Annotated in this window: 21 protein-coding genes; 9 read left to right on the top strand and 12 right to left on the bottom strand. The window is 46.3% G+C overall.

The features are described from left to right. Window positions 1–235 precede the first annotated feature (235 nt). Window positions 236–1,708, top strand: coding sequence for a phospholipase D family protein (locus tag ACTRXG_RS01400; protein WP_474283761.1), 1,473 nt, complete (start codon window positions 236–238; stop codon window positions 1,706–1,708). 11 nt (window positions 1,709–1,719) lie between these two features. On the opposite strand, the gene ACTRXG_RS01395 is transcribed toward ACTRXG_RS01400, so the two are convergent. Next, window positions 1,720–2,448, bottom strand: a complete 729-nt coding sequence (locus tag ACTRXG_RS01395; RefSeq protein ID WP_474283759.1) for a YwaF family protein — start codon at window positions 2,446–2,448, stop codon at window positions 1,720–1,722. Between the two features lie 237 nt (window positions 2,449–2,685). On the opposite strand from ACTRXG_RS01395, the gene ACTRXG_RS01390 reads away from it, so the two are divergent. After that, entirely contained in the window at window positions 2,686–3,648 is a 963-nt protein-coding gene (locus ACTRXG_RS01390; protein WP_474283757.1) for a bile acid:sodium symporter family protein, read from the top strand. A gap of 51 nt (window positions 3,649–3,699) precedes the next feature. Here the strand turns inward: ACTRXG_RS01390 and trxA are convergent, their stop codons facing one another. Beyond that, window positions 3,700–4,014, bottom strand: a complete 315-nt coding sequence (gene trxA, locus ACTRXG_RS01385; protein WP_322526643.1) for a thioredoxin — start codon at window positions 4,012–4,014, stop codon at window positions 3,700–3,702. 201 nt (window positions 4,015–4,215) lie between these two features. Here trxA and ACTRXG_RS01380 point away from each other — a divergent pair, with 201 nt between their 5' ends. Next, entirely contained in the window at window positions 4,216–4,806 is a 591-nt protein-coding gene (locus ACTRXG_RS01380; protein WP_474283755.1) for a protein-L-isoaspartate(D-aspartate) O-methyltransferase, read from the top strand. Window positions 4,807–4,913: 107 nt separating this feature from the next. After that, window positions 4,914–5,237, top strand: a complete 324-nt coding sequence (locus ACTRXG_RS01375; protein WP_474260918.1) for a 2Fe-2S iron-sulfur cluster-binding protein — start codon at window positions 4,914–4,916, stop codon at window positions 5,235–5,237. A gap of 57 nt (window positions 5,238–5,294) precedes the next feature. Here the strand turns inward: ACTRXG_RS01375 and ACTRXG_RS01370 are convergent, their stop codons facing one another. The 4 genes from ACTRXG_RS01370 to ACTRXG_RS01355 all read right to left on the bottom strand — a co-directional run bounded on the left by ACTRXG_RS01370 (window position 5,295) and on the right by ACTRXG_RS01355 (window position 11,372). Continuing rightward, complete coding sequence (locus ACTRXG_RS01370) at window positions 5,295–6,977, bottom strand: sensor domain-containing phosphodiesterase (RefSeq protein WP_474283753.1); 1,683 nt, start codon at window positions 6,975–6,977, stop codon at window positions 5,295–5,297. Between the two features lie 208 nt (window positions 6,978–7,185). After that, window positions 7,186–8,418, bottom strand: a complete 1,233-nt coding sequence (locus ACTRXG_RS01365) for a dicarboxylate/amino acid:cation symporter (protein WP_474283750.1) — start codon at window positions 8,416–8,418, stop codon at window positions 7,186–7,188. 183 nt (window positions 8,419–8,601) lie between these two features. Continuing rightward, window positions 8,602–10,149, bottom strand: coding sequence for an L-glutamate gamma-semialdehyde dehydrogenase (gene pruA / locus ACTRXG_RS01360; protein ID WP_474283748.1), 1,548 nt, complete (start codon window positions 10,147–10,149; stop codon window positions 8,602–8,604). A gap of 17 nt (window positions 10,150–10,166) precedes the next feature. Further along, window positions 10,167–11,372, bottom strand: a complete 1,206-nt coding sequence (locus ACTRXG_RS01355) for an ornithine--oxo-acid transaminase (RefSeq protein ID WP_474283746.1) — start codon at window positions 11,370–11,372, stop codon at window positions 10,167–10,169. 330 nt (window positions 11,373–11,702) lie between these two features. Between ACTRXG_RS01355 and ACTRXG_RS01350 the strand changes: the two genes are divergently transcribed. After that, entirely contained in the window at window positions 11,703–13,310 is a 1,608-nt protein-coding gene (locus ACTRXG_RS01350; RefSeq protein ID WP_474283744.1) for an L-lactate permease, read from the top strand. A gap of 93 nt (window positions 13,311–13,403) precedes the next feature. Here the strand turns inward: ACTRXG_RS01350 and ACTRXG_RS01345 are convergent, their stop codons facing one another. Together ACTRXG_RS01345 and ACTRXG_RS01340 are read right to left on the bottom strand one after the other, a co-directional pair. Continuing rightward, window positions 13,404–14,453 carry an EAL domain-containing protein gene (locus ACTRXG_RS01345; RefSeq protein WP_474283742.1) on the bottom strand — a complete coding sequence of 350 codons (1,050 nt, stop codon included), beginning with the start codon at window positions 14,451–14,453 and terminating at the stop codon, window positions 13,404–13,406. A gap of 134 nt (window positions 14,454–14,587) precedes the next feature. Beyond that, entirely contained in the window at window positions 14,588–16,162 is a 1,575-nt protein-coding gene (locus ACTRXG_RS01340) for a BCCT family transporter (RefSeq protein ID WP_474283740.1), read from the bottom strand. Window positions 16,163–16,603: 441 nt separating this feature from the next. Here ACTRXG_RS01340 and aceA point away from each other — a divergent pair, with 441 nt between their 5' ends. After that, the gene (aceA, locus tag ACTRXG_RS01335; protein WP_298784703.1) at window positions 16,604–17,887 is read left to right on the top strand and encodes an isocitrate lyase; all 1,284 of its coding nucleotides are present in this window, start codon (window positions 16,604–16,606) and stop codon (window positions 17,885–17,887) included. A 30-nt stretch (window positions 17,888–17,917) separates the two neighbouring features. Next, on the top strand, window positions 17,918–18,052 hold the full coding sequence (locus ACTRXG_RS01330; RefSeq protein ID WP_474260926.1) for a protein YhfH: 135 nt from the start codon (window positions 17,918–17,920) through the stop codon (window positions 18,050–18,052). A 148-nt stretch (window positions 18,053–18,200) separates the two neighbouring features. Here the strand turns inward: ACTRXG_RS01330 and ACTRXG_RS01325 are convergent, their stop codons facing one another. Continuing rightward, window positions 18,201–20,381, bottom strand: a complete 2,181-nt coding sequence (locus ACTRXG_RS01325; protein ID WP_474283738.1) for a malate synthase G — start codon at window positions 20,379–20,381, stop codon at window positions 18,201–18,203. 177 nt (window positions 20,382–20,558) lie between these two features. Between ACTRXG_RS01325 and ACTRXG_RS01320 the strand changes: the two genes are divergently transcribed. Then, window positions 20,559–20,939 (top strand): DUF1516 family protein, encoded by a 381-nt coding sequence (locus ACTRXG_RS01320; protein WP_474283736.1) that lies wholly within the window; start codon window positions 20,559–20,561, stop codon window positions 20,937–20,939. Window positions 20,940–21,097: 158 nt separating this feature from the next. Then, window positions 21,098–22,300 carry a Bcr/CflA family efflux MFS transporter gene (locus tag ACTRXG_RS01315; protein ID WP_474283734.1) on the top strand — a complete coding sequence of 401 codons (1,203 nt, stop codon included), beginning with the start codon at window positions 21,098–21,100 and terminating at the stop codon, window positions 22,298–22,300. Window positions 22,301–22,355: 55 nt separating this feature from the next. Here ACTRXG_RS01315 and ACTRXG_RS01310 read toward each other — a convergent pair whose 3' ends face one another. From ACTRXG_RS01310 to ACTRXG_RS01300, 3 genes are all read right to left on the bottom strand, one after another. Further along, window positions 22,356–22,568 (bottom strand): DUF896 domain-containing protein, encoded by a 213-nt coding sequence (locus ACTRXG_RS01310; RefSeq protein WP_322526655.1) that lies wholly within the window; start codon window positions 22,566–22,568, stop codon window positions 22,356–22,358. 98 nt (window positions 22,569–22,666) lie between these two features. Further along, the gene (locus tag ACTRXG_RS01305) at window positions 22,667–23,260 is read right to left on the bottom strand and encodes a response regulator (RefSeq protein ID WP_474260930.1); all 594 of its coding nucleotides are present in this window, start codon (window positions 23,258–23,260) and stop codon (window positions 22,667–22,669) included. A gap of 14 nt (window positions 23,261–23,274) precedes the next feature. Beyond that, window positions 23,275–24,396: a sensor histidine kinase gene (locus ACTRXG_RS01300; protein WP_474283732.1), complete on the bottom strand. Its 1,122-nt coding sequence runs from the start codon at window positions 24,394–24,396 to the stop codon at window positions 23,275–23,277. Between the last annotated feature and the right edge of the window lie 48 nt (window positions 24,397–24,444).

Raw genomic sequence — 24,444 nt, 5'->3', positions numbered from 1 at the left:
ACTATTGCACCCCGTTGGAAGTATTCATGAGGTATATGGAGAATGATATGGTGTCTAACTTAATTTGACGATTTAAATAAATAGAATATACAGAAACTACATTTTGATATTTAATCTGTCGGGAATAAGAAACTAATTGAAGGTTCAGAGAGAAAGGCAGACAGTAATGTCCGTTGGCAGAAAATTTTAGTTAAAGAAAGATTGGAGAAGCAAAACCAATAAAAGGAGCACTGTTATGAAAAGAGAAATTCCGAAAATATTTCAGAGAGACGCTCTTAGACAGAAGTGGATGCTGGTGGCTTTACTCAGCACTATTTCAGCTGTAGTCGCGGCCGCTGTTTATGGAAGCAATAAGCCCCTGCCTGCGAATGTCTCCTATGAAGGGCGAAAGCATCGTACAGACCATGTTCTTTTTCTGGAAGATCATACCTACGTTTCCTCCACAGAGTCACAGGTGGCAGAACAAGAAATATTTGATACAGTGATCCGGAACATTGAAGAAGCGGACCAGTTTATCGTGATGGACATGTTCTACTTTAACAGCGATCATGAAGCGGGAGTGGATTTCCCCCCTTTAACGAGGCGTTTGTCGGAGGCATTAATCGACAAAAAAGAAGCGGAGCCGGACATAGAAATAGTGGTTATAACTGACCCGGTTAACACTTTTTACGGGGCTTATACGCCTGAACATTTTCAGCGGCTCGAAAAGAGCGGCATTGAAGTCATTTTTACGGAACTGGATGCATTAAGGGATTCGAATCCGTTTTACTCATGGTTTTACCGGACCTTTGTTCAGTGGTTTGAAAACCAGGGGAGGGGATGGCTACCTAACTTTTTCACGAGTAACGCTCCCGATGTAACGCTCCATTCTTATCTGGAGATTTTAAATTTTAAAGCCAATCACCGGAAAACGCTTGTTACAGAAAAGGCAGGAATGGTTACTTCAGCTAATCCTCACGATGCCAGCGGATATCATGCAAATACAGGCTTTGAAGTCAGAGGAGCTGTGCTGAAGGATTTATTGAAAACAGAAAAAGAAGTAGTGGAAATGGCGGGCCGCTCAGGGGAAAAATTCGATTCGTTTATCTCTAAAGTGGAAGTGCCGGAAGAAAACGGGAAGTACGAGGTTCAGCTGTTAACAGAGCGCAAAATTAAAGAGCGGGTGCTGAGAGAAATACGCGAATTACCCATGGACGGGAAATTACGTATGGGAATGTTTTATTTAGCGGACCGCGATGTTATTGAAGCGCTCATCGAGGCCGCTGGCCGTGGCGCTGATATTGATATTATTATGGATATAAACGAAGAAGCTTTTGGAAACGAAAAAATAGGCATACCCAATCAGCCGGCAGCTAACGAGCTCGTGGAGAAATCAAATGGCCATATTAACATACGCTGGTATCATGCCGATGGGGTACAGTATCATGCCAAAATGATGATGATGGAAAAGGCTGAGGAGACAGTAGTTATTGGTGGATCAGCGAACATGACAAGAAGAAATTTGAATAATTACAATTTGGAAACTGATGTTGTAGTTACCGGCAGTAATGAGTCGGAAGCCGTGAAAGGCGTACGGGATTATTATCATCGGCTGTGGAATAATTCTGATGGCACGCACACGCTGGATTACACAAAATATAAAAATGATTCCCGTTTGCTTTATTGGCGTTACCGGCTGCAGGAATGGAGTGGAATGTCTTCGTTTTAAACACAGAAAAATTAAAAAAGCAGAAACTTTTTCAGGACGAAGCGATACCCTGCGTACAGGCATAGAAACGCAGTTAACGCTATCGCTTGAAGCGTGAGCAAATAATAGGGCCATGGGCCGAAGAAATCGTAAGGGGAAGGAGACGCTGGTTTTTCCATTAAATACATGTAATTGGCGTCGAAATAGAGGTTTACCAAAAATGCCACCACGGCAGCAGCGTTCAAGGCTCCCCAAACGACAAACAAGGAACGAAAGGAGATAAACGTACGCTTTACAACGACCTGATAAACAACGCCTGCCACAATCAGCGCATGTGTAATAAAAAAGTGAAGAAACCGGAAATGGGGAAAGCCGTACCGTTCCATGTCTGGAAACACTATAGTAAGCAGGGCGCTTGAGGTGCCGGCATAAAACGCGAATGCCGTCCAGAAGCGGCTGCCGGTTATAAGCATAATAACGACTGCTATCCAGGCCAGATCGCTGACTTTAAGTGGAAGTGAAAACCGCGGGTTCCACATACCGTTTGTAATATAAAAAAGCTGCAAGGCCAACTGTCCAAGGAGGAAGGTGGAAATGATAAACCACTTTATCGTCTTTCTTGCTAAGGGCTCGCGCCGAAGGTAGCTTTGAAAAAGTATAAGACCAATACAGGCGAGGGCGAGAAAAAGCCATACCATAAGCTGCCCGGTACCAAAAGGTTCAAAGGCTGGACCGTCATGATTAAATTTCCACCACCACACGTTTCATCCCCTCCTAATTGTTTTTCTTTTATCAGTAAACACGTTGCCGAAAGATTCCCTCAGCCACTCTTCTTTAAACAAACGACTCCAGGGCCAGGCCTGGTTTCAATAATAAATAGTGTAAAGGAAAAACAAAGTATTCCTCTTCCTTTTTTACACTAAAGTATTGAAATATTAGTATAATAGCGTTAAAATGCTAAATATTTCATAATTTAGAGAAAATAAAGGGGTGGGAGAATGAACAGCCTGAATATATTTGTAAATAAATATTTTGCTGTTTTTGTGTTAATTGTTGCGTTCATTGCTTATCTGCTACCGGATGCATTTGTAGGAATTACCGGCTACATAACTATTTTACTCGGGATCATCATGTTTGGTATGGGACTCACGCTAAACCTTTCCGATTTCCGTATTGTGGCGAAAAAGCCGCTGCCGGTGCTGACCGGGGTGATTGCACAGTTCGTTATTATGCCGCTTGCGGCCTTTATCATTGCCCTGGTTCTGCAACTTCCGCCGGAAATAGCGGCAGGTCTCGTACTTGTAGGCGCGTGTCCGGGAGGGACAGCCTCGAATGTTATGGTTTATCTGGCCAAAGGGGACCTTCCGGTATCGGTTGCTATGACGACAGTGTCGACGCTGCTCGCTCCTCTTCTGACACCGTTTGCTCTATTGGTGTTTGCAAATGAGTGGCTGCCGGTGGACCCGCTGGCAATGTTCTTGTCCATTTTCCAGGTCATTATTATACCTATCGCGCTCGGCTTAATTATTAAACAACTGTTTCCAAAAACAGTGGAAAAAAGCGTTCAGGCGCTTCCAATTGTATCTATGGCAGCAATTATTGCTATTGTAGCCGGGGTCGTAGGAGCAAATCAGGAGAACATTGCTGCAACCGGACTATTGGTTTTTGCAGCGGTTGTGCTTCATAACAGCTTTGGTTTGGCCCTTGGCTATGTAACGGCGAAGCTGGTGGGATTAGACGAAACAAAACGGCGGGCGGTATCTATTGAGGTAGGAATGCAGAATTCCGGGCTTGGCACCCAGTTGGCCACGGTCCACTTCACACCGCTTGCTGCACTTCCAAGCGCTATTTTTTCCGTCTGGCATAATATCTCCGGGCCGCTGCTCGTGTCCTGGTGGGGGAGAAAAAACCAGAAGAAGGAAGAGGCTGTGAAGGAAAAAGAGTGGAAGCACTATAAGTAAGAGAAAAAATCCCGTGCTCATATCGAGCGCGGGATTTTTAATAAAGAAAAATTACATGTGTTTTTCAAGCAGACCCTGAAGCTGGTCCTTCGGCTGGAAGCCGACGATTTGTTCTACCATTTCGCCGTCCTTGAAAATCATGAGTGTTGGAATGCTCATAACGCCGTATTTACCGGCAGTTTCCTGATTTTCGTCAACGTTTAATTTAGCAATTTTGACATTGTCGCCGATTTCTTCGTTAATTTCTTCGAGAACCGGAGCAATCATCTTGCAGGGTCCGCACCAAGGTGCCCAAAAGTCAGTTAGAACGACACCTTCGGAAATCTGTTCGGAAAAGTCCTGGTCTGATACGTGTACAATAGCCATTGATGAGTACCTCCTTCATTTCGCTTCATTGCGAGTATAGAGTAATCGTAGTACGAATAACCCTATTTGTCTAAAAGTATGCTTGGATCATTCAATTTTTTCAAGAGAAGGAATGGAAAATGAAGCGTGCGGGAAAAGAATATAAGTAAGAAAGCTCTCAAAGAGTATGTATTCGGGAACATAAGAAGAAAGGAGGCCGCCATGTCAAAAAAAGAAAGGGATAAAGAAATACGAAGCTACTTTCGGGCAATGGACCGCAGTTTTTATATGGATACAGACAAAAATCTTGCTAATTGGGATCAGGCTTTATCGATTGGGCACGGACAGACCATCTCCCAGCCATCGCTTGTATTGAAAATGACGCTGGAGCTGGACGTTGATGCCGTTTCCAGGGTGCTCGAGATTGGTACGGGCTCCGGCTACCAGACGGCTCTATTAGCAGCTTTTGCTGAACAGATCTATACAGTCGAACGGATTTTACCGCTGCAGGAAAGGGCCCGGGAGCGCCTGCAGGAAGCAGGGTTTACGAATATTAAGTATCGTCTGGGTGATGGCAGTAAAGGCTGGCCGGAGCATGCGCCGTACGATCGTATTATGGTAACAGCAGCAGCTAAAACTGTGCCGGAGTCCCTGGTCGGGCAGCTGGCAGCTCCCGGGAAAATGATCGTGCCGGTAGGTGGCCGAATGGGGCAGGAACTGCTGCTTATAGAAAAAAACAGTCAGGGAGAAGTGAACTCCTCTGTAGTCGAATATGTAGCGTTTGTACCGCTCAAGCAGGATGAAGAAACGTGATAAAATGCGGGAGGCATAAAGGGGCATCTGATTAAAGGATGATTAGGCTTGCTGTTTTTCATTGTGTTACGCTTTACGTGCATTTTATTTCAAAGAGGAGGTTTATTATGCCAACGGTTAATGTAAAAGGCTACGGTACATTTGAAGTGGAAGAAGGAAAAAAATTAGTGCTCGCGCTTGAAGACAATGGTGTTGATATTCTACACCGCTGCGGCGGGAACGCCAGGTGCACCACCTGCAGGTGTGAAGTAAATGAAGGAGAACTCGGGCCGAAGGAAGCTCCGGAAGCCGCGATTCTCGAAAACAAAGACATTACTGATGAAAATATCAGGCTCTCCTGTCAAAACCGGGTGTATTCCGACCTGACGGTAACACCAGTCATGACGGCCTCCAATTCTGATATGGAGCCGGGAAGACGCCCGGTGGATTAATAAAAATGAATACTAAAAGACTCTCCTGGCAACTGCGGAGAGTCTTTTTTACATAGATTAAGCATCATTCAAAAGCTCCTGAAAAGGAAGCGGCTTGTAATAATAATATCCCTGCCCCCATTTCACGTGGCGGGCCTGGTAAAAGGAATGCTGATCGTAGGTTTCTATTCCTTCCACTACAGAACGCATATCCAGGGAATAAGCAAGCTCAATAATCGCACTGACTATTTTTTTGTTCGCAGTGGAGGTCAAATTAGTGCTTAATTTTTTGTCGATTTTTAAAACGTCAATAGGGAAACGATGGAGAAGATGAAAAGAAGCATAGCCGACACCGAAATCATCGATGGCAATGCGGACTCCCATTGCCCGGAGCTCCTTCAGGTTTTTTAGAACCTCCGGCTTTTCGTCAATGAACAGCCGTTCTGTAATTTCCAGAATGAGGCGGGAAGGCGGAAATCCTTTCTTCGTTAAAATGTCATATACATTTTCTGAAAAGGAAGATTCATATAATTGGATCGGTGATACATTTACGGAAAGATCTACCGGTTTATTTCGTGAAAAATAATACGCCAGTTCGGCGCAGCTTTTTTCGAGCACCCATTTACCGATGCCAGGAAGAGCGCTCGAGTTTTCGGCAATGGGCAGCCATACGTTTGGAGGAATTCTTCCGTAAACCGGGTGGTCCCAACGAAGCAGAGCCTCTACTCCGCCAATTTCTCCATTCTTCAGGTCCACCTGAGGCTGGTAATGAAGGGAAAGCTGCTCGTATAATTCCTCTTTTTGGAGTTCGTTACTGAGCATAAACTCTTGCTGGACAAGGTCAGTATGATTATCGTTATTGATTATATAGCGATAGTCCTTTTTGTGCTTAGCCTGCATCAGCCTTCGTTTAGCAGTCTCAAGGAGTTCTTCATATGTGGCAGTTTCTTTTGGGAAATAAGCAAGCCCGATACGAAAATGAACGTACACATTATTACCATTCAAGGAAAAGGGGGAATTGCATAAGTGATACAGCAATTGTTGTATAGCTTTCGTAGAACTGTATTCTTCATTTTCATCCTCCGGATGAGGAAGAAGAACCGCAAATTCGTCCTGGCTCATGCGTCCAATAATCGCTTCCTGCGGAAGCTCCTCGGAAAGAAAATGAGCAATTTTTTGAAGCAGGCTGTCACCCTGCGCCCATCCGTACTGCTGGTTAATCATCTGCAGGTTTTGCACATCAATGTAGAAAAGACTGCAGATAGGGTAGTCCTGCATTAAATGCTCGAACAACAGAGGGAAAGAACGTTGATCATAGAGGCCGGTCAAAGGGTCACGTACTTTTTCCTGCTCCATCTGCACTGTCTGACCAACCATAAAGGCCATGCCCTGCATCCACTTTTCATCTCTGTCACTGAATTCGTAGGGCTGGTCACTGATTAAACATAACGACCCGATAGAAGTGTTGTTATCCAGGGTGATGATAGTGCCTAAAAAGCTGCCGTTTCCATATGTTCGGGTGAAAGGATGATTTTTGGCAGTGGGATGATCAGCGAGAGAAGGTATGCGTATTGATTGAGTCAGTTCGGCTAAAGCTAACCGGCAGAGCGAATGATGAAAAGATTCAGTGTAACCTTCAGGCACGTCCAAATATGCCTGGTCCCACACCCGGTGAATGACATTGGTATTATGATCGTGAGTAGCAAAAAATACCGTATGGGCGGGAAACATGCTGCCAATTAAACGCATCAAATGACTCATGGTCCTTTGGAGGCGCAAATAATAATGGGTATCCTGATGAAGAATATGATTCCCCTCCCTTCCTATCACGTTCATTACTCAATAGCTGTTTAATTAAGTCGTAAGTACTATTATATACTTTAGTACCTTATTTGTATATTTTAGAAAAACATGGAAATATGAACTATGAAAAACGCCGGATAGCAAAGAATGCCTCCAGCGCTTCGAATTATGATTTTCCAGCAGCATCGCCCGTTTTTTCTGTTTTGTTGATCAGCTTCGTTCCGACGAGGTCTCCGGTAACGTTTAAAGCTGTTGCTCCCATACCGACAAGTACATCAACTGCGGTTAAAAGTGCTACTGCTTCCATCGGGAGACCGACCTGGGCAAAAACGGTGGCAATCATAATAATGCCAGCTCCGGGAACCCCTGCGGTACCAACCGTAGCCAGTGTGCCGACAATTACAATTTGGAGAATGGCCACAAAGCTGAGCGGCTCGCCTACGACGTTTGCTGCAAAAACGGCGGAAACAGCGACCCGGATGGCGGCCCCGTCCATGTTAATCGTCGCTCCGAGAGGCAGGCTAAAGCCGTAAAGGCTCTGCTTTAATCCAAGGTCACGGGCAGCGTTTAACGTGAGAGGAAGGGTGCCTGAGCTGCTTTGAGTGACGAAGGCCGTGAGCATCGGGGTGCGTGCTTCCCGGAAAAAGGCGCCCAGATTAGTTTTGGCGGCTAAAAGAAAGACAATATAAAGGCCAAGCTGTACTGCAAGGGCAATGTACAGCACGAGTATAAAATTACCGAGGGAGAGAAGCGTATTTGCTCCCTGACTGCCTACAATTTCAGCTATAATAGCAAAAATGCCGAAGGGAATGAACTGTAAAATGCCTTTCATAACGGTGAGCGTAAGTTCGTTTAAGGCTTCTGCCCCGCGGTACAGACGCTCGCCCATTTCTTTATAGCTTGAGGATGAACGCAGATAAGTTAAAGCAATGCCAAAAGCAAAGGCGGTAAAAATAATGCCCAGAAGATTCATCTCCGTAAAGGCTACGGCGATATTATCAGGAACGATATTTAATATAACCTCTGTAACTCCGGGGTTTTCCGGTGTATCAAAGCTTTCGCTCCCATCCAGTGTAGTGCCGGTGCCGGGGTTGAAAAGACTGGCGACAGAGGTGCCTACTACGATAGCTACAGCAGAGGTAAGAAGGTAATAAATGAATACTTTGCCTCCCATCCGGCCGAGACCACCGACAGTAGTCTGATTAACCCCGACAATCAGTGTAAATAAAATCAACGGAACTATAATAAATTGAAGCAGCCGAAGCATAAGGTCGCCGATAGGGGCGAGCACGGCGGCGTCTTCACCGAAAATAAAACCTACAGCGATACCGGCAATAAGAGCAGTTGTGATTTTGGCAATCAGCGACACATCAAAGTAACGCTTCATCAAGTGTTTCACCAGTTGAACCTCCTTTATTAATAAATTCTTATCGGTTTAATCAACATTATAAAAACTAAAGCAAACAGATGCTTCTGTCAAAGTGAACGCTCAGGTGAGGGATGAGATTAACGATAAAAAAGAGTTTTCCCGCGTTGGAGAAAACTCTTTTGTAAAAGATATAAGACAGCACAACTAGCCATTTTAAAGCATCTGGCTGATGGTTTTTGGATGCAGGTGCTGAATCAGGTAATCCGGGCCGCCGGCTTTGGCATCCGTGCCGGACATTTTGAAGCCGCCAAATGGGTGGTAGCCGACGATGGCACCGGTGCAGTTACGGTTGAAATAAAGATTGCCGACGTGGAAATGCAGCTTGGCGTATTCCAGACGGTCGATGTTATTGGAGATGACTGCCCCGGTTAAGCCGTATTCAGTATTGTTCGCAATATCAATGGCTTCTTCGTAGGAGGACGCTTTCGTAAAAGCGACGACCGGGCCAAAAATTTCCTCCTGCATAATACGGGCTTTCGGGTCAAGATCAGCGAAGACGGTTGGGTCAATGAAGTATCCTTTGGAGTCGTCACTCTTTCCTCCGGCCACAAGCCGTCCTTCCTGCTTGCCGATATCAATATAGCCGGTGATTTTATCAAATGCTTTCTGATTGACGACAGGGCCCATGTAGTTGTCATAGGAAGTTGGATCCCCGACGGATAAAGCTTTGGCCTGCTTTTCCACTTTGCTCAGAACTTCGTCGTACACGTCCTGGTGAGCGACGACCCTGGAGCCTGCCGAGCATTTCTGGCCGGAAAATCCGTAAGCGGAAGCAATTATGGCCTCAGCGGCGGTGTCGAGATCTGCTTCGCTGTCGACGACGATTGTATCTTTGCCGCCCATTTCAACGATGACCCGCTTTAAATGCTGCTGGCCTTCCTGAATCTCGGCGGCTTTTTTATAAATGCGTGTGCCGGTGGCACGGGAGCCGGTGAAGCTGATGAGTGCTGTTTTCGGATGGTCCACGAGGTGGTCGCCAATTTCTTCCGGTTCACCGGGTACGAAGTTAATGACGCCGTCCGGCACGCCGGATTCAATCAGAATGTCCACAAACTTCGCAGCAATGACAGGGGTCGGCTCGGCCGGCTTTAACAAAACGGTGTTGCCTGTAACCAACGGAGCAACGGTCGTTCCCACCATGATCGCGCAGGCGAAATTCCACGGCGGAATCGTAACAGCCACACCGAGCGGCTGGTACACATACTGATTGTACTCTCCCTCTCGGCTGTTAATCGCCTTGCCGTTTTTCAGCTCGAGCATTTGGCGGGCATAATATTCGACGAAATCAATAGCTTCGGCCACATCGGCATCTGCTTCCTTCCAGGGCTTGCCGCCTTCTTTCACGAGCGTGGCCGACAATTCATGCTTCCGGCGGCGCATTTTTGCAGCTGCGCGGAACATGACTTCCGCACGGGCATCAGCACTTGTCGTTCTCCAGGACTTAAACGCTTCGCTTGCGGCATCGAATGCCTGATTAATTAATGCGGGGTTGGCTTTGGAAACACTTCCGACGACTTCCTTTTTATTGGCAGGGTTGATGGAAACAAGCTTTTCCCCAGTGATAATCCGCTCCCCGCCAATAATCAGCGGGTAATCCTGACCGAGGTTTTTTTCGACTTCTTTGATTGCCTCTGCAAATTCCTTTCGGTTCTTTTCATCCGTAAAATCGGTAAAAGGTTCATGACGATACGCTGTATACATTTGAAAGCCTCCTATTATTAAAGTTCAGTAAGCACTTCTTCAATTCGTTCAGCCGCCCAGTCCAGATCCTGCTGTGAAATAACTAGCGGCGGGGCGAAGCGGATAACAGTATCATGTGTTTCTTTGCAGAGAATTCCTTTTTCTTTTAGATGCTCACAGCAGGCACGCGCCGGAATATCGAGTTCGATGCCGATAAACAGCCCTCTGCCCCGTACCTCTTTAATGTGAGGATTTGTGATAGAGGCAAGCCTGCGTTTAAAATGCTCTCCGAGTTCGAGTGAACGGGAGGCAAGCTGCTGCTCTTCGATCACGTCAAGAGAAGCTGCCGCCACTGCACAGGCGAGGGGATTGCCGCCGAATGTAGAGCCGTGGGAGCCCGGGGTGAAAACGCCAAGGATATCCTCATCAGCAGCTACGCATGATATAGGAAAAACGCCGCCTCCCAGTGCTTTTCCAAGAATATATATATCAGGAGTAACACCGTCCCAGTCGCATGCGAACATTTTACCAGAGCGCCCCAGGCCGGATTGAATTTCATCAGCGGCAAACAGCACCTGATGGGCCTGGCACAGCTCGGACGCCTGCTGCAGAAATCCTTCAGGGGGTAGTATAATTCCGGCTTCCCCCTGAATGGGCTCAACTAAAAATCCAGCTGTATGAGGAGTAATGGCTTTTTCGAGCGCCTTGAGATCCCCGTACGGTACGATTTTAATACCCGGGAGCATCGGACCGAAGCCCCGTTTGTATTCCTCTTCGGAAGAAAGAGAGACAGCGCTCATCGTACGACCATGAAAGTTTCCCGCGCATGCAATAATTTCCGCGCGCCCTTCCGGAATACCTTTCTTTTCGTAGCCCCAGCGGCGAATCGCTTTGACAGCTGTTTCTACTGCTTCTGCCCCGGTATTCATGGGGAGTACCATGTTCTTGTTGGTTAAGGCTGACACCTTGTCATAAAAAGGAGCAAGCTGATCATTATGAAATGCCCGGGAGGTAAGCGTTACCCGATCGGCCTGATCTTTCAGGGCCTGTATAATTTTGGGGTGGCGGTGGCCCTGATTGACCGCGGAGTATGCACTCAGCATGTCAATATAGGAGCGGCCTTCCGGATCCTTCACCCATATGCCCTCCGCTTCAGTAATAACAATGGGAAGCGGGGTGTAATTCCGGGCACCGTGTTTATCGTTTTGATCGATAATCTGACTCGAAGACATTGTCTCTGCCATGCATACCCACTCCTAAAGTAAGGTTACTGTAAAAGTTGCAAGAACCGTGCCAACTTCAGAAGGCGCCTACAGCAGGAAGCAGCTGGTGAAAGAAAGAGGAAAGGAAAAAAATTTTGCATCCAGTGATTAATTTTTTTGCACTTTTTTGAAAATTAAAGTGTTTTAATTGCAAGCAGGAAAAACCGAATACTGGAGGAAATAAAGAATAATTTTAAATTTAGAACTTTATGTGAATATATTCACAAATTTATTGTGTCGGTGACTTCTTCGGGTTATGCTCTATATGTGAAATGATTCACATATAGAGATGGAGAGAAGGAAGGGATTTTCATGTTTGTGGAAACGTACGATCCGTTTCAAAATATTGTTTTTTCTGCTCTGTCAGCTGCAGTGCCAATTTTATTGTTTCTGGTATGCCTGACACTGTTCAAAATGAAAGGGATCTATGCCGCATTGCTTACGCTCGGCGTTACTTTTGTAATAGCAATGGGAGTTTTTGGCCTGCCGCTTGCTCAAAGCGGCGGGGCAGTGACAGAAGGAATTGTGCAGGGGCTGTTTCCGATCGGCTATATTATTATCATGGCTGTCTGGCTGTATAAAGTATCGGTCGCATCAGGAAAATTTCAGACGATCCAAAACAGCATCGCTTCGATTTCCGCAGATCAGCGGGTGCAATTATTATTAATAGGTTTTTGTTTTAATGCCTTTCTGGAAGGCGCTGCAGGGTTTGGAGTACCGATAGCTATTTGTGCCGTGCTGCTCGTTCAGCTCGGATTTCAGCCGCTTCAGGCAGCTATGCTTTGTCTGATTGCCAACGGCGCAGCCGGAGCTTTTGGGGCCATTGGAGTGCCTGTAGGTATTATTGATACACTTCAGCTTGAAGGAATCACTGCAATGGATGTGTCGCAGATGACTGCACTCACGCTTCCGTTCGTGAACTTCAGCATTCCGTTTTTACTGATATTTCTTCTGGATGGGTTAAAGGGGATCAAAGAAACTCTTCCGGCAATCCTGGTAACAGCTGTAACATATACGGTGCTCCAGGCAGTGATTACGATTACTGCCGGTCCTGAGCTTGCCAATATTATTCCTTCCCTGGCAGCGATGGGGGCTCTTGCCGTCCTCCAGCGGTTCTGGCAACCGGTTAATATTTTCCGCCTTGATGGTAAAGAGTATGTGCGGGCTGAACCGAAAACGAAAGGGTCGTGGCAGACGGTAGTGTTTGCCTGGTCGCCGTTTTATCTGCTGACGATTTTTATCATGATATGGAGCTTTCCAGGATTTAAAGCGCTTTTTGAAGACAGCGGCATACTTTCCCCTGCGGTGCTTGGTTTTATTCTGCCGGGAACGTACAGCAGCTCGGCGGGCCAGGGAATTGTATTTAACCTGAACTTTATCGGAGCTACAGGTACAGCTATTCTGCTGGCGGTGCTCGTGACAGTGTTATTTGCCAAAAACATGAACTGGTCCAGGGCGCATGCAGAATTAATGCAGACATTAAAAGAGCTGTGGCTGCCGATTGTCACCATTTGTGCCATTCTTGCAGTAGCTAAGCTTGCCACCTATGGCGGACTAACGATGGCTATGGGGGAAGCAGCAGCTATGACAGGGAATATCTTTCCTTTCCTATCACCTGTACTTGGCTGGATTGGAGTATTTATGACAGGATCGGTCGTAAATAATAATACGTTGTTTGCTTCTATTCAAACGACAGCTGCTGCGGGAGTTGGCGTTGATGGGGCTCTGCTGGTAGCTGCCAACACAGCAGGAGGAGTAATGGCGAAGCTGATCTCGCCGCAGTCCATCGCTATTGCGACTGCCGCTGTCGGACAGACAGGTAAGGAAGGGCAACTAATGAAAATGACGCTCAAATACAGCCTGTACCTTCTATTATTTGTCTGCCTGTGGACGTTTGCTCTGAGTTTATTTATTCATTAAAGCGGATTGTTGGGACAAAAAATACAGCAAAAAGGACCGGCTTTTCAGCGTCGGTCCTTTTTATTGCCCGGGAAATAAACAGGTTTATTCTGATTAGCCCGAAATCGAAGGGGATTCAGGTACTGCTCTTGGTTTTCCGATCAGGTACCCCTGGGCCAGGTCAAATCCAATTTCGCGCACACAGTTCAATTCTTCAGAACGCTCAATTCCCTCAGCCAGCGTAATAATACCGTAGCTGCCTGCGCGTGAAACGATTTTTTCCAGCCGCTGCTGCTTTTTAATGTCCTGATCGCAATGGTCGACTAGTGAACGGTCGATTTTTACGTAATGCGGCTGCAGCTCCTCCATAACATCAATCGTCGAGTAGCCGGCTCCAAGATCATCTAAAGCAACACGTACACCGTACGATTGAAAGGCTTGAAAAATACGGAGCAGGTGTTCGAGCTCATCAAACTTTTCTGTCTCCACCACTTCAAACACAAGATCCTTTGTAGAAATCCCGCAGCTTTTGGCTGTTGCAAATGTAGAGAGCAGACAGTGGTCCGGATCATAGATCGAAGAGGGGAGAAAATTAATAAACCGTTTGATGCCGGGCTTTAGATATTTGGCACTGGTTTTAATAGACGCAATGCGTGCCCGGTTGTCTAAAAGCGACTGCAGGCCGCTCTGCTGGGAAAATGAAAACAGCTGATCCGGGCGGAACTGGGCAGCATCTGCCTGCGGGCGCATGAGAAATTCGTATCCCATTACTTCACCGGTGTTCAATTGAATAATCGGCTGCATGTGATGAGTGAACTGCTCATTATTGATGACAGTCATAAAAGAGGGGCGGGAAACCCGCTCTTTCAGTTGGTGGAAATTAATCATGTTCGCATGGGCCTGCTGATCTTTACCTGTCCAGGTGCCCTTTAACTCGGCCGGGTCTCCGGGAAGGGTGCGTTCAATGAAATCCAAAAAAGGGCCGAGTGTCTGAACAGCAGAATAGTAATAATGAAGCGTATTATCCTGAGTGTAGGAATTGTAACCGTTTTGGAGCATGTGATAATGAAGCTCACGGAGCACACTGAAGGTTGTATGGGTGAACAACAGATACCCGGAAGATTCCAAATCAGGCAGTGCTGTGCAGCTGGAGCATTGATTCATGATCTTAGGTCCTCCTAATCAAAACGTACGCTTATATAGCTTTATGTTCTCTCTATTTTATCGGATTCCGAAAGAAATTGTTGAAAAAAACATAAAAAAGCAGAGAAAAGGAGGTGTCCCTTTCTCTGCGCATATTATTGTGCTTCTTTTTTTATTTCACTATTTACGGAAGAGGATGCTGTAATTCCCTGCTTTTGAGCCATTGCTTTGGCTGCTTTCGGCGCGAGCCAGAGCGTTGGCAGCAGAATAAGGGAGACGGGAACGGCGGTTACTACGATAAATGACTGCAGGGCGTCCACGCTGCCTTCACCGATAAACAACAGGCAGGCAGCCACGGCTCCCATAATAACCACCCAGAAAACACGAATGGCAGAATGCGGCTCTTCGCTGTCACTGACTACAATTGAAATCGTGTAGGACATAGAATCCGTCGTAGTCACAACGAAAAGAATAGTAACTAATAGAAAACAGAAAGCGATAAATGTTCCGAGAGGCAGCTGCTGCACGATTGCCATCATCGAAGCAGGCATGCCCGATTCAAACAGGGCATCTGAAACTGAGCCCGGGTTGTTTAATTCATAAAAGATGCCCGTGCCGCCAACAATGGTAAACCAGAAGTTTGTGACAAGAGGAGCGATAATAGACACGGCTAGAATCAGCTGCCGGATCGTTCTTCCGCGGGAAATTCTCGTAATGAAAATGGCCATCATCGGCCCATAGCCTAAAAACCATCCCCAGAAAAAGATCGTCCATAAACCGAGCCACTCATTGTTTCCGCGAAAGCTGCTCATTTGTGCAAATTCCTGCGTATAAACCCCGAACGAAGAGATAAAGGCGTCTAAAATGAAGCTGCCCGGGCCAATAAGCAATATAAATAAAATCAGAACCATCGTAAACCATACATTGAACCGGCTTAAAAGCTGAATTCCTTTATGAATACCGGTGACGGCGGATATAGAAGCCACGGCTACAAGACCGGCAATAATCATAAACTGTGTCGGATAATTGTTTGGGATCCCCATAAGGGTCTCAAAGCCATAGCCAGCCTGGGTACCTAAAAAGCCAATAGGACCGATAGTGCCGGCAGCTACCGAAACGATCGAACACACATCCACGATCGTGCCAAGCGGACTGTGAATAGCGATTTTTTCGCCGAAGACCGGATAAAGAAGCGTCCGTGGACGAAGAGGCATGCCTTTATCGTAATGTGCATGCATTAACACTATAGTACTAAGCGTTCCGAGAATAGCCCAAGCGAGAAAGCCCCAGTGTAGAAAGCTTTGGGCGAGTGCGGGCTGTATTGCTTCGGAGGAACTGCTTTCCAGCCCGGAAAATACCGGTGGCAGATCCATGAAATGATAAATAGGCTCGGCTGCAGCCCAGAAAACCCCGCCGCCGGCCAGCAGGGTACACATAATGATGGAAAGCCATTTAAAATAGCTGAATTCCGGTTCAGCTAAATTGCCAAGGCGTACACGTCCGTATTTCGAAAAGCCGATATAGAGTCCGATGAAAAAAGTGGCAAGTAAAAGAATCTGCCAAAAAGCTCCGAAAAAGGCAACAGCCCAGTTAAAGGTGGTCGTGACAAACTGGCCGACAGCTCCTGCGTTAATAAGAGAAAAAACGACAAATAAGATCAACAGTCCACCGCTGAGAAGCGTGACCGGCCAGTCATTGTTTTTCCAATGATTCGGGGGTTGTGAAGACACAAATATTCCTACTTTCTTTATATATGGAGTAAAGATTTATGCGGACAGAGAAAAGTCAGGACTGAAAAATCGATTTTCAGTAGCCCGACACAAAGAACATATCATAGTAGAACCAGTTGGTTTCGTCAATGAAAAAGGCTGTAAGTTTTGCAAAACCAGCAGGTTTTAAGGTAAAAGCATTCTTCTTGAGAAAAAGTGTTCTTCTGTATTAATACAGAAGGTATTTAAGTGCTCTATTTATTAAAAAAGAAGAACTCATTTCAATCGGTGCCTGCGAACCTTTGATATAAAAGGAAATAAAAATTTCAAAAAATTATTATAAAACAGTTGACGAAATTTATATACTGTTATAATATAGTCTCAACAAAACAAATTGTACTATAACAGAAAACACAGCTGCATCTCAAATTTGTTTAATCTGAAGAAAAAGGAGAGAGACATATGATTCGTCAGGAAGATGTAAAACAGATGGAAGAAGCCTGGGAGAACGAGGAACGCTGGAAAGGAATTACACGCCCATATTCAGCAGAGGATGTATTGAAGCTTCGTGGGTCGATTAAAGTAGAATATACACTCGCTGATATGGGGGCGAATCGTCTTTGGAATTTAATGCAGGAGGATCCGTTCGTACGGGCGCTTGGGGCACTTACAGGCAATCAGGCCGTACAGCAGGTGAAAGCAGGATTGAAAGCGATTTATTTAAGCGGATGGCAGGTTGCCGCTGACGCCAACCTCTCCGGCCATATGTATCCGGATCAAAGCTTATATCCTGCCAACAGTGTTCCTCATGTAGTACAGCGTATTAACCAGGCACTCCAGCGGGCCGATCAGATTGAGCATCTTGAAGGAAATGACGAAACAAACTTTTTTGCTCCAATCGTAGCCGACGGGGAAGCAGGATTTGGAGGCCGTTTGAACGTGTTTGAATTAACCAAATCGATGATCGAAGCGGGAGCCGCCGGTGTTCATTTTGAAGACCAGCTTGCCTCTGAAAAGAAATGCGGCCACCTGGGCGGAAAGGTATTGATACCGACGAGCACCGCTATCCAGAATCTTATTTCTGCAAGACTCGCAGCAGACGTAATGGGAGTGCCGACAATTATCGTAGCCAGAACCGATGCGAATGCGGCCGATTTGCTTACAAGCGACATTGATGCCTATGATCACTCATTTATCCGAAGCAACGAACGGACCGAGGAAGGCTTTTACCGTACAAATAATGGGCTGGACCAGGCGATTGCAAGAGGTCTTGCTTATGCACCGTACGCCGACCTTGTCTGGTGCGAGACCTCTGAACCAAACCTTGAGGAAGCACAGAAATTTGCAGACGCGATTCACGAAAAATTCCCGGGGAAAATGCTTGCCTATAATTGCTCGCCTTCCTTTAACTGGAAAGCAAAGCTGAGTGACGAGGAAATTGAAACCTTCCAGGAGCGGCTGGGTGAGATGGGATATAAGTTCCAGTTTGTTACTCTGGCCGGCTTTCACGCTCTTAACAACAGCATGTTTGAACTGGCTGGCGGCTATAAGGAGCGCGGCATGGGTGCTTATTCCGAGCTTCAGCAAAAGGAATTTGCCAACGAAGACCATGGCTACACGGCAACGCGCCACCAGCGTGAGGTTGGTACAGGATACTTCGATCAGGTAGCAACTACCATTTCAAGCGGAAAATCATCCACAACAGCGATGAAAGGCTCTACAGAATCAAGTCAGTTCAGCCGGTAAGTATTAAAAAATCATAAGGAGGTTTTTCCAATGAGAGAAACGACGATGGAGTATCAAAGCGAAATACCGACAATGATTTGCAGCGACTGCGGAGGCGAAATGACAGAGCATCAGGAAACACCAATGATCCAGTGCGATCACTGCTTAAGTAAAACTGAAGAATAACAGAAAAGATACGGCCGGTGTCCCGCGTTACAGCAGGACGCCGGCTTTTTTGCTGTATACATATGTAAAAGAAGTAGCTGAAGTGGGGAACAAAAAAAGAGCCTCAGGATTTCCATACAGTGGAAGCCCCGAGGCGGCGGAAAAGCAGTTATTTGGTCTCTGCTTTTAAACGATTCTTAGCTTCTCTACGGCGTCTATGCAGGATAGGCTCGGTGTAGCCGTTTGGCTGATTGTACCCCTTGAATACTAAATCGCATGCAGCCTGAAAGGCGGTTGATTGTTCAAAGTCCGGGCTCATCGGACGGTATTCGGGGTCATGGGCGTTTTGTTCATCTACAACAGCGGCCATTCGTTTGAATGTATCCATTACCTGCTGCCTGGAGCAAATATGATGGTGAAGCCAGTTGGCAATATGCTGGCTGGAGATGCGAAGCGTTGCCCGGTCTTCCATAAGAGCAACATCGTTGATATCAGGCACCTTAGAGCAACCAATGCCAAGCTCAACCCAGCGTACAACATATCCAAGAATGCCCTGGGCGTTGTTATCAAGCTCTTCCTGGATTGCAGCCGGGGACCAGTCTGGCCTGTCGGCAACAGGTATAGTTAAAATAGAATCAAGATGGGATTCAGAGATCTGCTTTAAATCTTTTTGAACCTCCGGGACATCGACCTGATGATAATGGAGAGCGTGCAGTGTGGCGGCCGTTGGTGACGGCACCCAGGCGGTGGAAGCCCCGGCTTTTAACTGCCCGTCTTTCTGATCCATCATCGCTGCCAGCTGCTCGGGCATTGCCCACATACCTTTACCGATCTGAGCACGCTGTTCGAAGCCGGCAGCAAGCCCAGTCTGTACGTTTGATTTTTCATAGCTTCCGAGCCAGGCAGAGGTTTTCATTTCGCCTTTCCGGATCATCGGTCCAGCCTCCATGGAGGTGTGAATTTCATCTCCGGTCCGGTCCAGAAAGCCTGTGTTAATGAACATTACCCGGTCTTTTACTTCTTTAATGCATGCTTTCAAATTAATCGTTGTTCTCCGTTCCTCGTCCATAACGCCTATTTTCAAGGTATGGCGTTCCAGGTGGAGCATGTCTTCAATACGGTCAAACAGTTTGTCTGCAAAGGCAGCTTCTTTAGAGCCGTGCATTTTTGGTTTTACAATATAGATGGAGCCTTCGCGGGAATTTTTGTATTTTCCGTTCCCAAGCAGGTCGTGTTTGGCGATCAGGCTCGTAATGACCCCATCCATAATGCCCTCAGGAATTTCTTCTTCCTTTTCGTTCAATATGGCGTCGGTCGTCATCAAATGGCCAACGTTCCGGTTCAGCATGAGAGAACGGCCTGAAAGAGTAAATTCTTCGCCTGCAGGAGACGTGTAGCTACGGTCGGGGTTCATAATACGGGTCACTGTTTTGTCGCCTTTTTGGAACTGGGCTTTAATATCTCCTTTAATGAGCCCGAGCCAGTTGCGGTAAACGAGCGTTTTATCTTCAGCATCTACAGCAGCTACAGAATCCTCGCAATCCATAATGGTCGTAAGCGCGGACTCAACGACTACATCCTTTACCCCGGCTGGATCGTTCCTGCCAATCGGGTGGCCGTAATCAATTTGAATTTCGATGTGCAGCCGGTGATGCTTTAAAAGAACAGCTACCGGCTGGGCACTCGCTCCCTGGTAACCTGCAAATTGTTCAGGATATTGGAGCTGGTCCTTGCTGCCATCCTGAAAAGAAACTTCGAGGCTGCCATTTTCGATCGAGTAGCTAGTGGCGCTCTTGTGGGAATGGCTGCGCAAAGGAAAGTATTCATCTAAAAATTGTTTGGCATAAGCAACGACTTTTTCTCCGCGTACGGGGTTATAGGCTTTCTGCTGCTCTGCCCCGCCTTCGTCATTGATGATATCGCTTCCATATAAAGAATCGTAAAGACTCCCCCAACGGGCATTAGCAGCGTTAATGGCGAAGCGTTCGTTACTGATGGGAACGACAAGCTGCGGCCCAGCCTGCATAGATATTTCTTCATCCGTTTGCTCAGTTGCAATTTGAAAATCGTCCGGCCCCTGTTCAAGGTAACCGATACTTTCGAGAAACGTCCGGTACTGATCCGGGTCCCACCGTGAGTGAGCCTGGTGCCATTCGTGAATCTGATTCTGCAGGTTATCTCTCGTGTGCAGAAGCACTTCGTTTTCAGGAGTCAAATCGTGAACAATCTGTCCGAAGTCCTGCCAAAATTGTTTTTGTTCCAATCCAGAGCCGGGAAGCACTTCTTCATTAATAAATTGATATAAAGAAGGGTGTACATGAAGGCTGCCTGTCGATCGATACGTCGTCATACTATTCCTCCTTTAAAGTAAGGGAACAGAAAAAGCTGCTCCCAGGATATAATATCATTGTATTATAACAGTTATATAAATATCAATACTGTTATATAAAATTATAAACTTCGTCAAACGAATTTTTCTTTAGTATAGTGGAGGCACTGTGAATTAAAGTTAAGAAAGGAAGAGAAAATGACCCCGCAAATAGTGCAATTCCTTGTTACGGCTCACCTTTCATTGATAGTCCTCCTGCTCGTGTTATTCGTTTCTGCGAATATTTTTTACCAGACGGGAAGAAACAAATTTGCTTTAGGAGTGCATTACACACTCCGGGGTGCATATTTGCCTGGATTAATTTCTGGCGGGCTGCTTATAGGACTGACACCGGATTTTCCGGCAATATTTTTAAAAGCTGCTTTAGGACTGTTAACCCTTATTTTTATGGAAATTCATCTCAATCATATTATCGGCAGTGAACACCGCCCCAGGTTCGCTTTTCTAACGTATTCTATGATTGTGTTCACGATCGTATTAGGCATAGTGTTTCCCGTTGGTATATCCGTTATGGAGTAAAACCAGTAATGAGCAGCTCTTATGCTGACACTTAAGAGCTGCTGGCGAAATGAGGTGTACATGAGCAGGGAAACGGGATAGAATAACTAACGTATGCAGAAAATGTAAAATTGCATGCGAATGCACGGTTATCTCAAGTAGAAAGGTGTTCCTTATATATGATTCAAAATCCAAAAGGAAAAGAGCGGGTCGGGCTGGCGTTGATTCTTAGTATGCTTGCGATCCTTGGACCGCTCAATATTGATATGTACCTGCCAAGCTTCCCGGGAATAGCGGAAGATTTGAACGCCCGCGCTTCGATGGTGCAGCTTAGTTTAACTGCCTGTCTTGTAGGGCTTGCAGTTGGTCAGGTGATTGTCGGGCCGATTAGTGATGCGAAAGGAAGAAGAAAGCCGCTGCTGGTTTCTATCACATTGTTTGCGGCTGCTTCGTTTATTTGTGCAATCGCACCGAATATATACATATTGATTGCTGCTCGGCTGCTGCAGGGTTTAACCGCTTCTGCCGGTATTGTCGTTTCACGGGCAGTGGTAAGGGACATTTTCAGCGGCCGGGAGCTGACAAAGTTCTTTTCCTTATTGATGGTTATTAATGCTATCGCCCCGATGGCAGCACCGATGATCGGGGGAGCTATTTTGCTTCTTCCGTTTTCAAACTGGTCGACAATTTTTCTTTTTCTGGCGGCCGTAGGAGTTGCCATTGTCGTTACGATTGGTTTTCGGCTCGAGGAGACTCTTCCGGAGGAAAGAAGGACGCCGAGTTCACTCAAATATACGATCCGCACTATTGGTGATCTGTGGAAGGATCGTTCTTTTATAGGCTATGCCTTAACGCTTGGCTTCGTGCACGGCGGAAGCTTTGCTTACGTTTCCGGCACGCCGTTTGTTTATCAAGAGATCTACGGGGTTTCTGCCCAGGTATTTAGTGTGTTATTTGGCATCAACGGTCTCGCGATTATCACCGGCAGCTTTTTAATAGGCCGGCTGGCAGGCATTATTGCTGAACGCAAACTGCTGCGCACAGCCGTAATCACGGCGGTAAGCGCAAGTTCTTTTCTTCTCGTGATGACAATCATTGAAGGACCGCTTGCGCTGCTTGTCATTCCCATCTTCATTTATATGACAGCGATGGGCATGGTGCTGACAAGCTCGTTTACACTGGCAATTGCCAAACAGGGTCACCGGGCAGGGAGTGCAAGCGCGCTGCTCGGTATGCTTCCGCTCTTGATTGGCTCGATAGTTTCCCCGCTTGCCGGTATTGATGAAACAACGGCTGTCCCGATGGGGTTTATTATGTTTATTACGACTGTTTTTGGACTCACAGCCTTCAGTACACTCAGTGAACGCCCGCAAAAAGAATAAAAGTAAGCCGGCACGCTGTTTTATTTAGCGTGCCGGCTTTTATATCAGGCGTCTTTTAGGATTGAATGTTTTTTAATTTATCCGGTGTTACATCGTTACCTTCCGGGTCCTGCACGGTGGTGGTAAGCAGAGTCGCCTCCATCGATCCGCGGATCATCTGAAGGTACTCTTCACGAAGCTGCTTTTGCTCCTGCTGCTCTTGTACAGTCAGTCCCTGATTCACCTTTTTTCTCGCCAGTTCATTAATGCGAGGAAGCGTTGCGATCATGTGAATTCCCCTTTCTTTTTATACCCATACATGTATATGGTATAAAAATAGTATAGCAGAAGCCTGCTGCATATGCAAGTCGGAGCAGCAGGCGCCCTTTAATGCTTTAATTCCTGAAATTTAGTGACGGCTTCCACACGGTTGCTTACTTCAAGCTTATCGAAAATAACTGAAATATAGTTTCTTACAGTACCGTTGGTGAGGGAAAGCTGCCGGGCTATGGCTGTAGTGCTTTTCCCCTCTGCGATTAAAGCGAGTACTTCTTCTTCACGTTTAGTAAGTGTAGCGGCAGTGTTATATGCAAGATCCACTAAATCAGGCGAATAGACTTTTCTCCCGCTCATAATAATGCGGATAGACTGAGCCAGTTCTTCACTCGGGCTGTCCTTCAAAAGGTAGCCGCTGATTCCCGCTTTTCGGGCCCGTTCAAAATAACCGGTGCGGGCGAAGGTGGTGAGAATGATAATTTTGCACGTGCTTTCCTTTAGTTCCTCTGCAGCCTCTAACCCGCTTTTTACCGGCATTTCAATATCCATAATGCAAACATCGGGCTGCTCATTTTCAATAAGAGTCAAAGCTTCCTGTCCATTTTCCGCCTTTCCGACCACTTCCATATCCTCTTCTAAATCAAGAAGAGAACCGAGCGCTCCTAAAAGCATCTGTTGATCCTCCACGATCACTATTCTTATCATAGCTGGCGGCTCCTTCATTTAATTTGCTGAACGACCAGGGGCGCTTGAATCGCAAGCTTTGTGCCCCCGGAGGAATAATAATCCAACTGGCCGTTGATGAAACCGAGGCGTTCTTTAATACCCTGCAGACCGCTTTCGGACCACGATTTCTGATCAGAGGACATGCCTTTGCCGTCGTCTTCGACTGTAAGTGAAAGACTGGTGGTTGATTGATCAATCGTAATATAACAGTTTGTGGCTTCGCTGTGTTTGACAACGTTGGTGACAGCTTCCTTTAAACACATACTGAGCACGTTTTCAATGAGAGGCGGGGCTTCGTTAAAGCTAGCGCTCCCTGTTACATGAAGAGTAATACCGGCGGCCTGGAGAATCTCTTCTACGCGGAGGAGTTCGTCGCTCAGCTTGGCCCCTTTCATATCTGATACAAGCTCGCGAACTTCTTTTAACGCGGTTCGGGCGGTCTGGTGAATGTCTGTTAACTCTGCCTGACTCCGCTCAGGTTTAGTGTCTATTAATTTTCCTGCGAGTTCACTTTTTAAACCAATCAAAGAGAGCTTCTGCCCAAGAGTATCATGCAGGTCTCTGGCAATCCGCTGCCGCTCTTCAAGAACCACGAGCTGGGAAATGCGTTGGTTAGCCTGGTGAAGCTCGGTTTCAAGCTTTTCACGCTTATTCCGGTTGTATATGTTAAAAGGAAGAAGAATGACGCCGATAACACTGATCGCAATAAAGGGAAGCTGCATCATGAACAGTTCATTTTGGACGTAAAAACCTATAATAACAGCGGTCAGGGTAGTGATAAGGTGGAGAACGTATAAGGTGATAAAACCGGCTTTATGCTGGATATTGCCGATAAAGAAAGCCAAAAACAGGGAAAAATAAACATAACCGAAATAAAGGGTCATTCCGATGCTGATCAGCATTTCAATGCTCACAGATAAATAAACCGTCCAGCCTTTTTTAATGAAAGATAAACGATAGGTTGTAAAGAATAGAAGAATCATAAAGACACCGAGGGCAATTTCAAAGTACGTAGCGGAGCGGATAATAAAATAAAATGGCAGTAAACAGAAAATGATCCAGGCGTACAAGCTGAGTCCCGTACTTTTTGGAAAAATATCGAACCAGTGATGCATAAACGGGCTCCTTTTTCATGAGGCGTAGCACTTCTTTATATTAAGTAT

This window comes from Marinococcus sp. LNSP9103-4 (assembly GCF_056034345.1).
The sequence above is the reverse complement of the archived record's forward strand: the minus strand, read 5'-3'. Positions and strand labels throughout refer to the sequence as shown.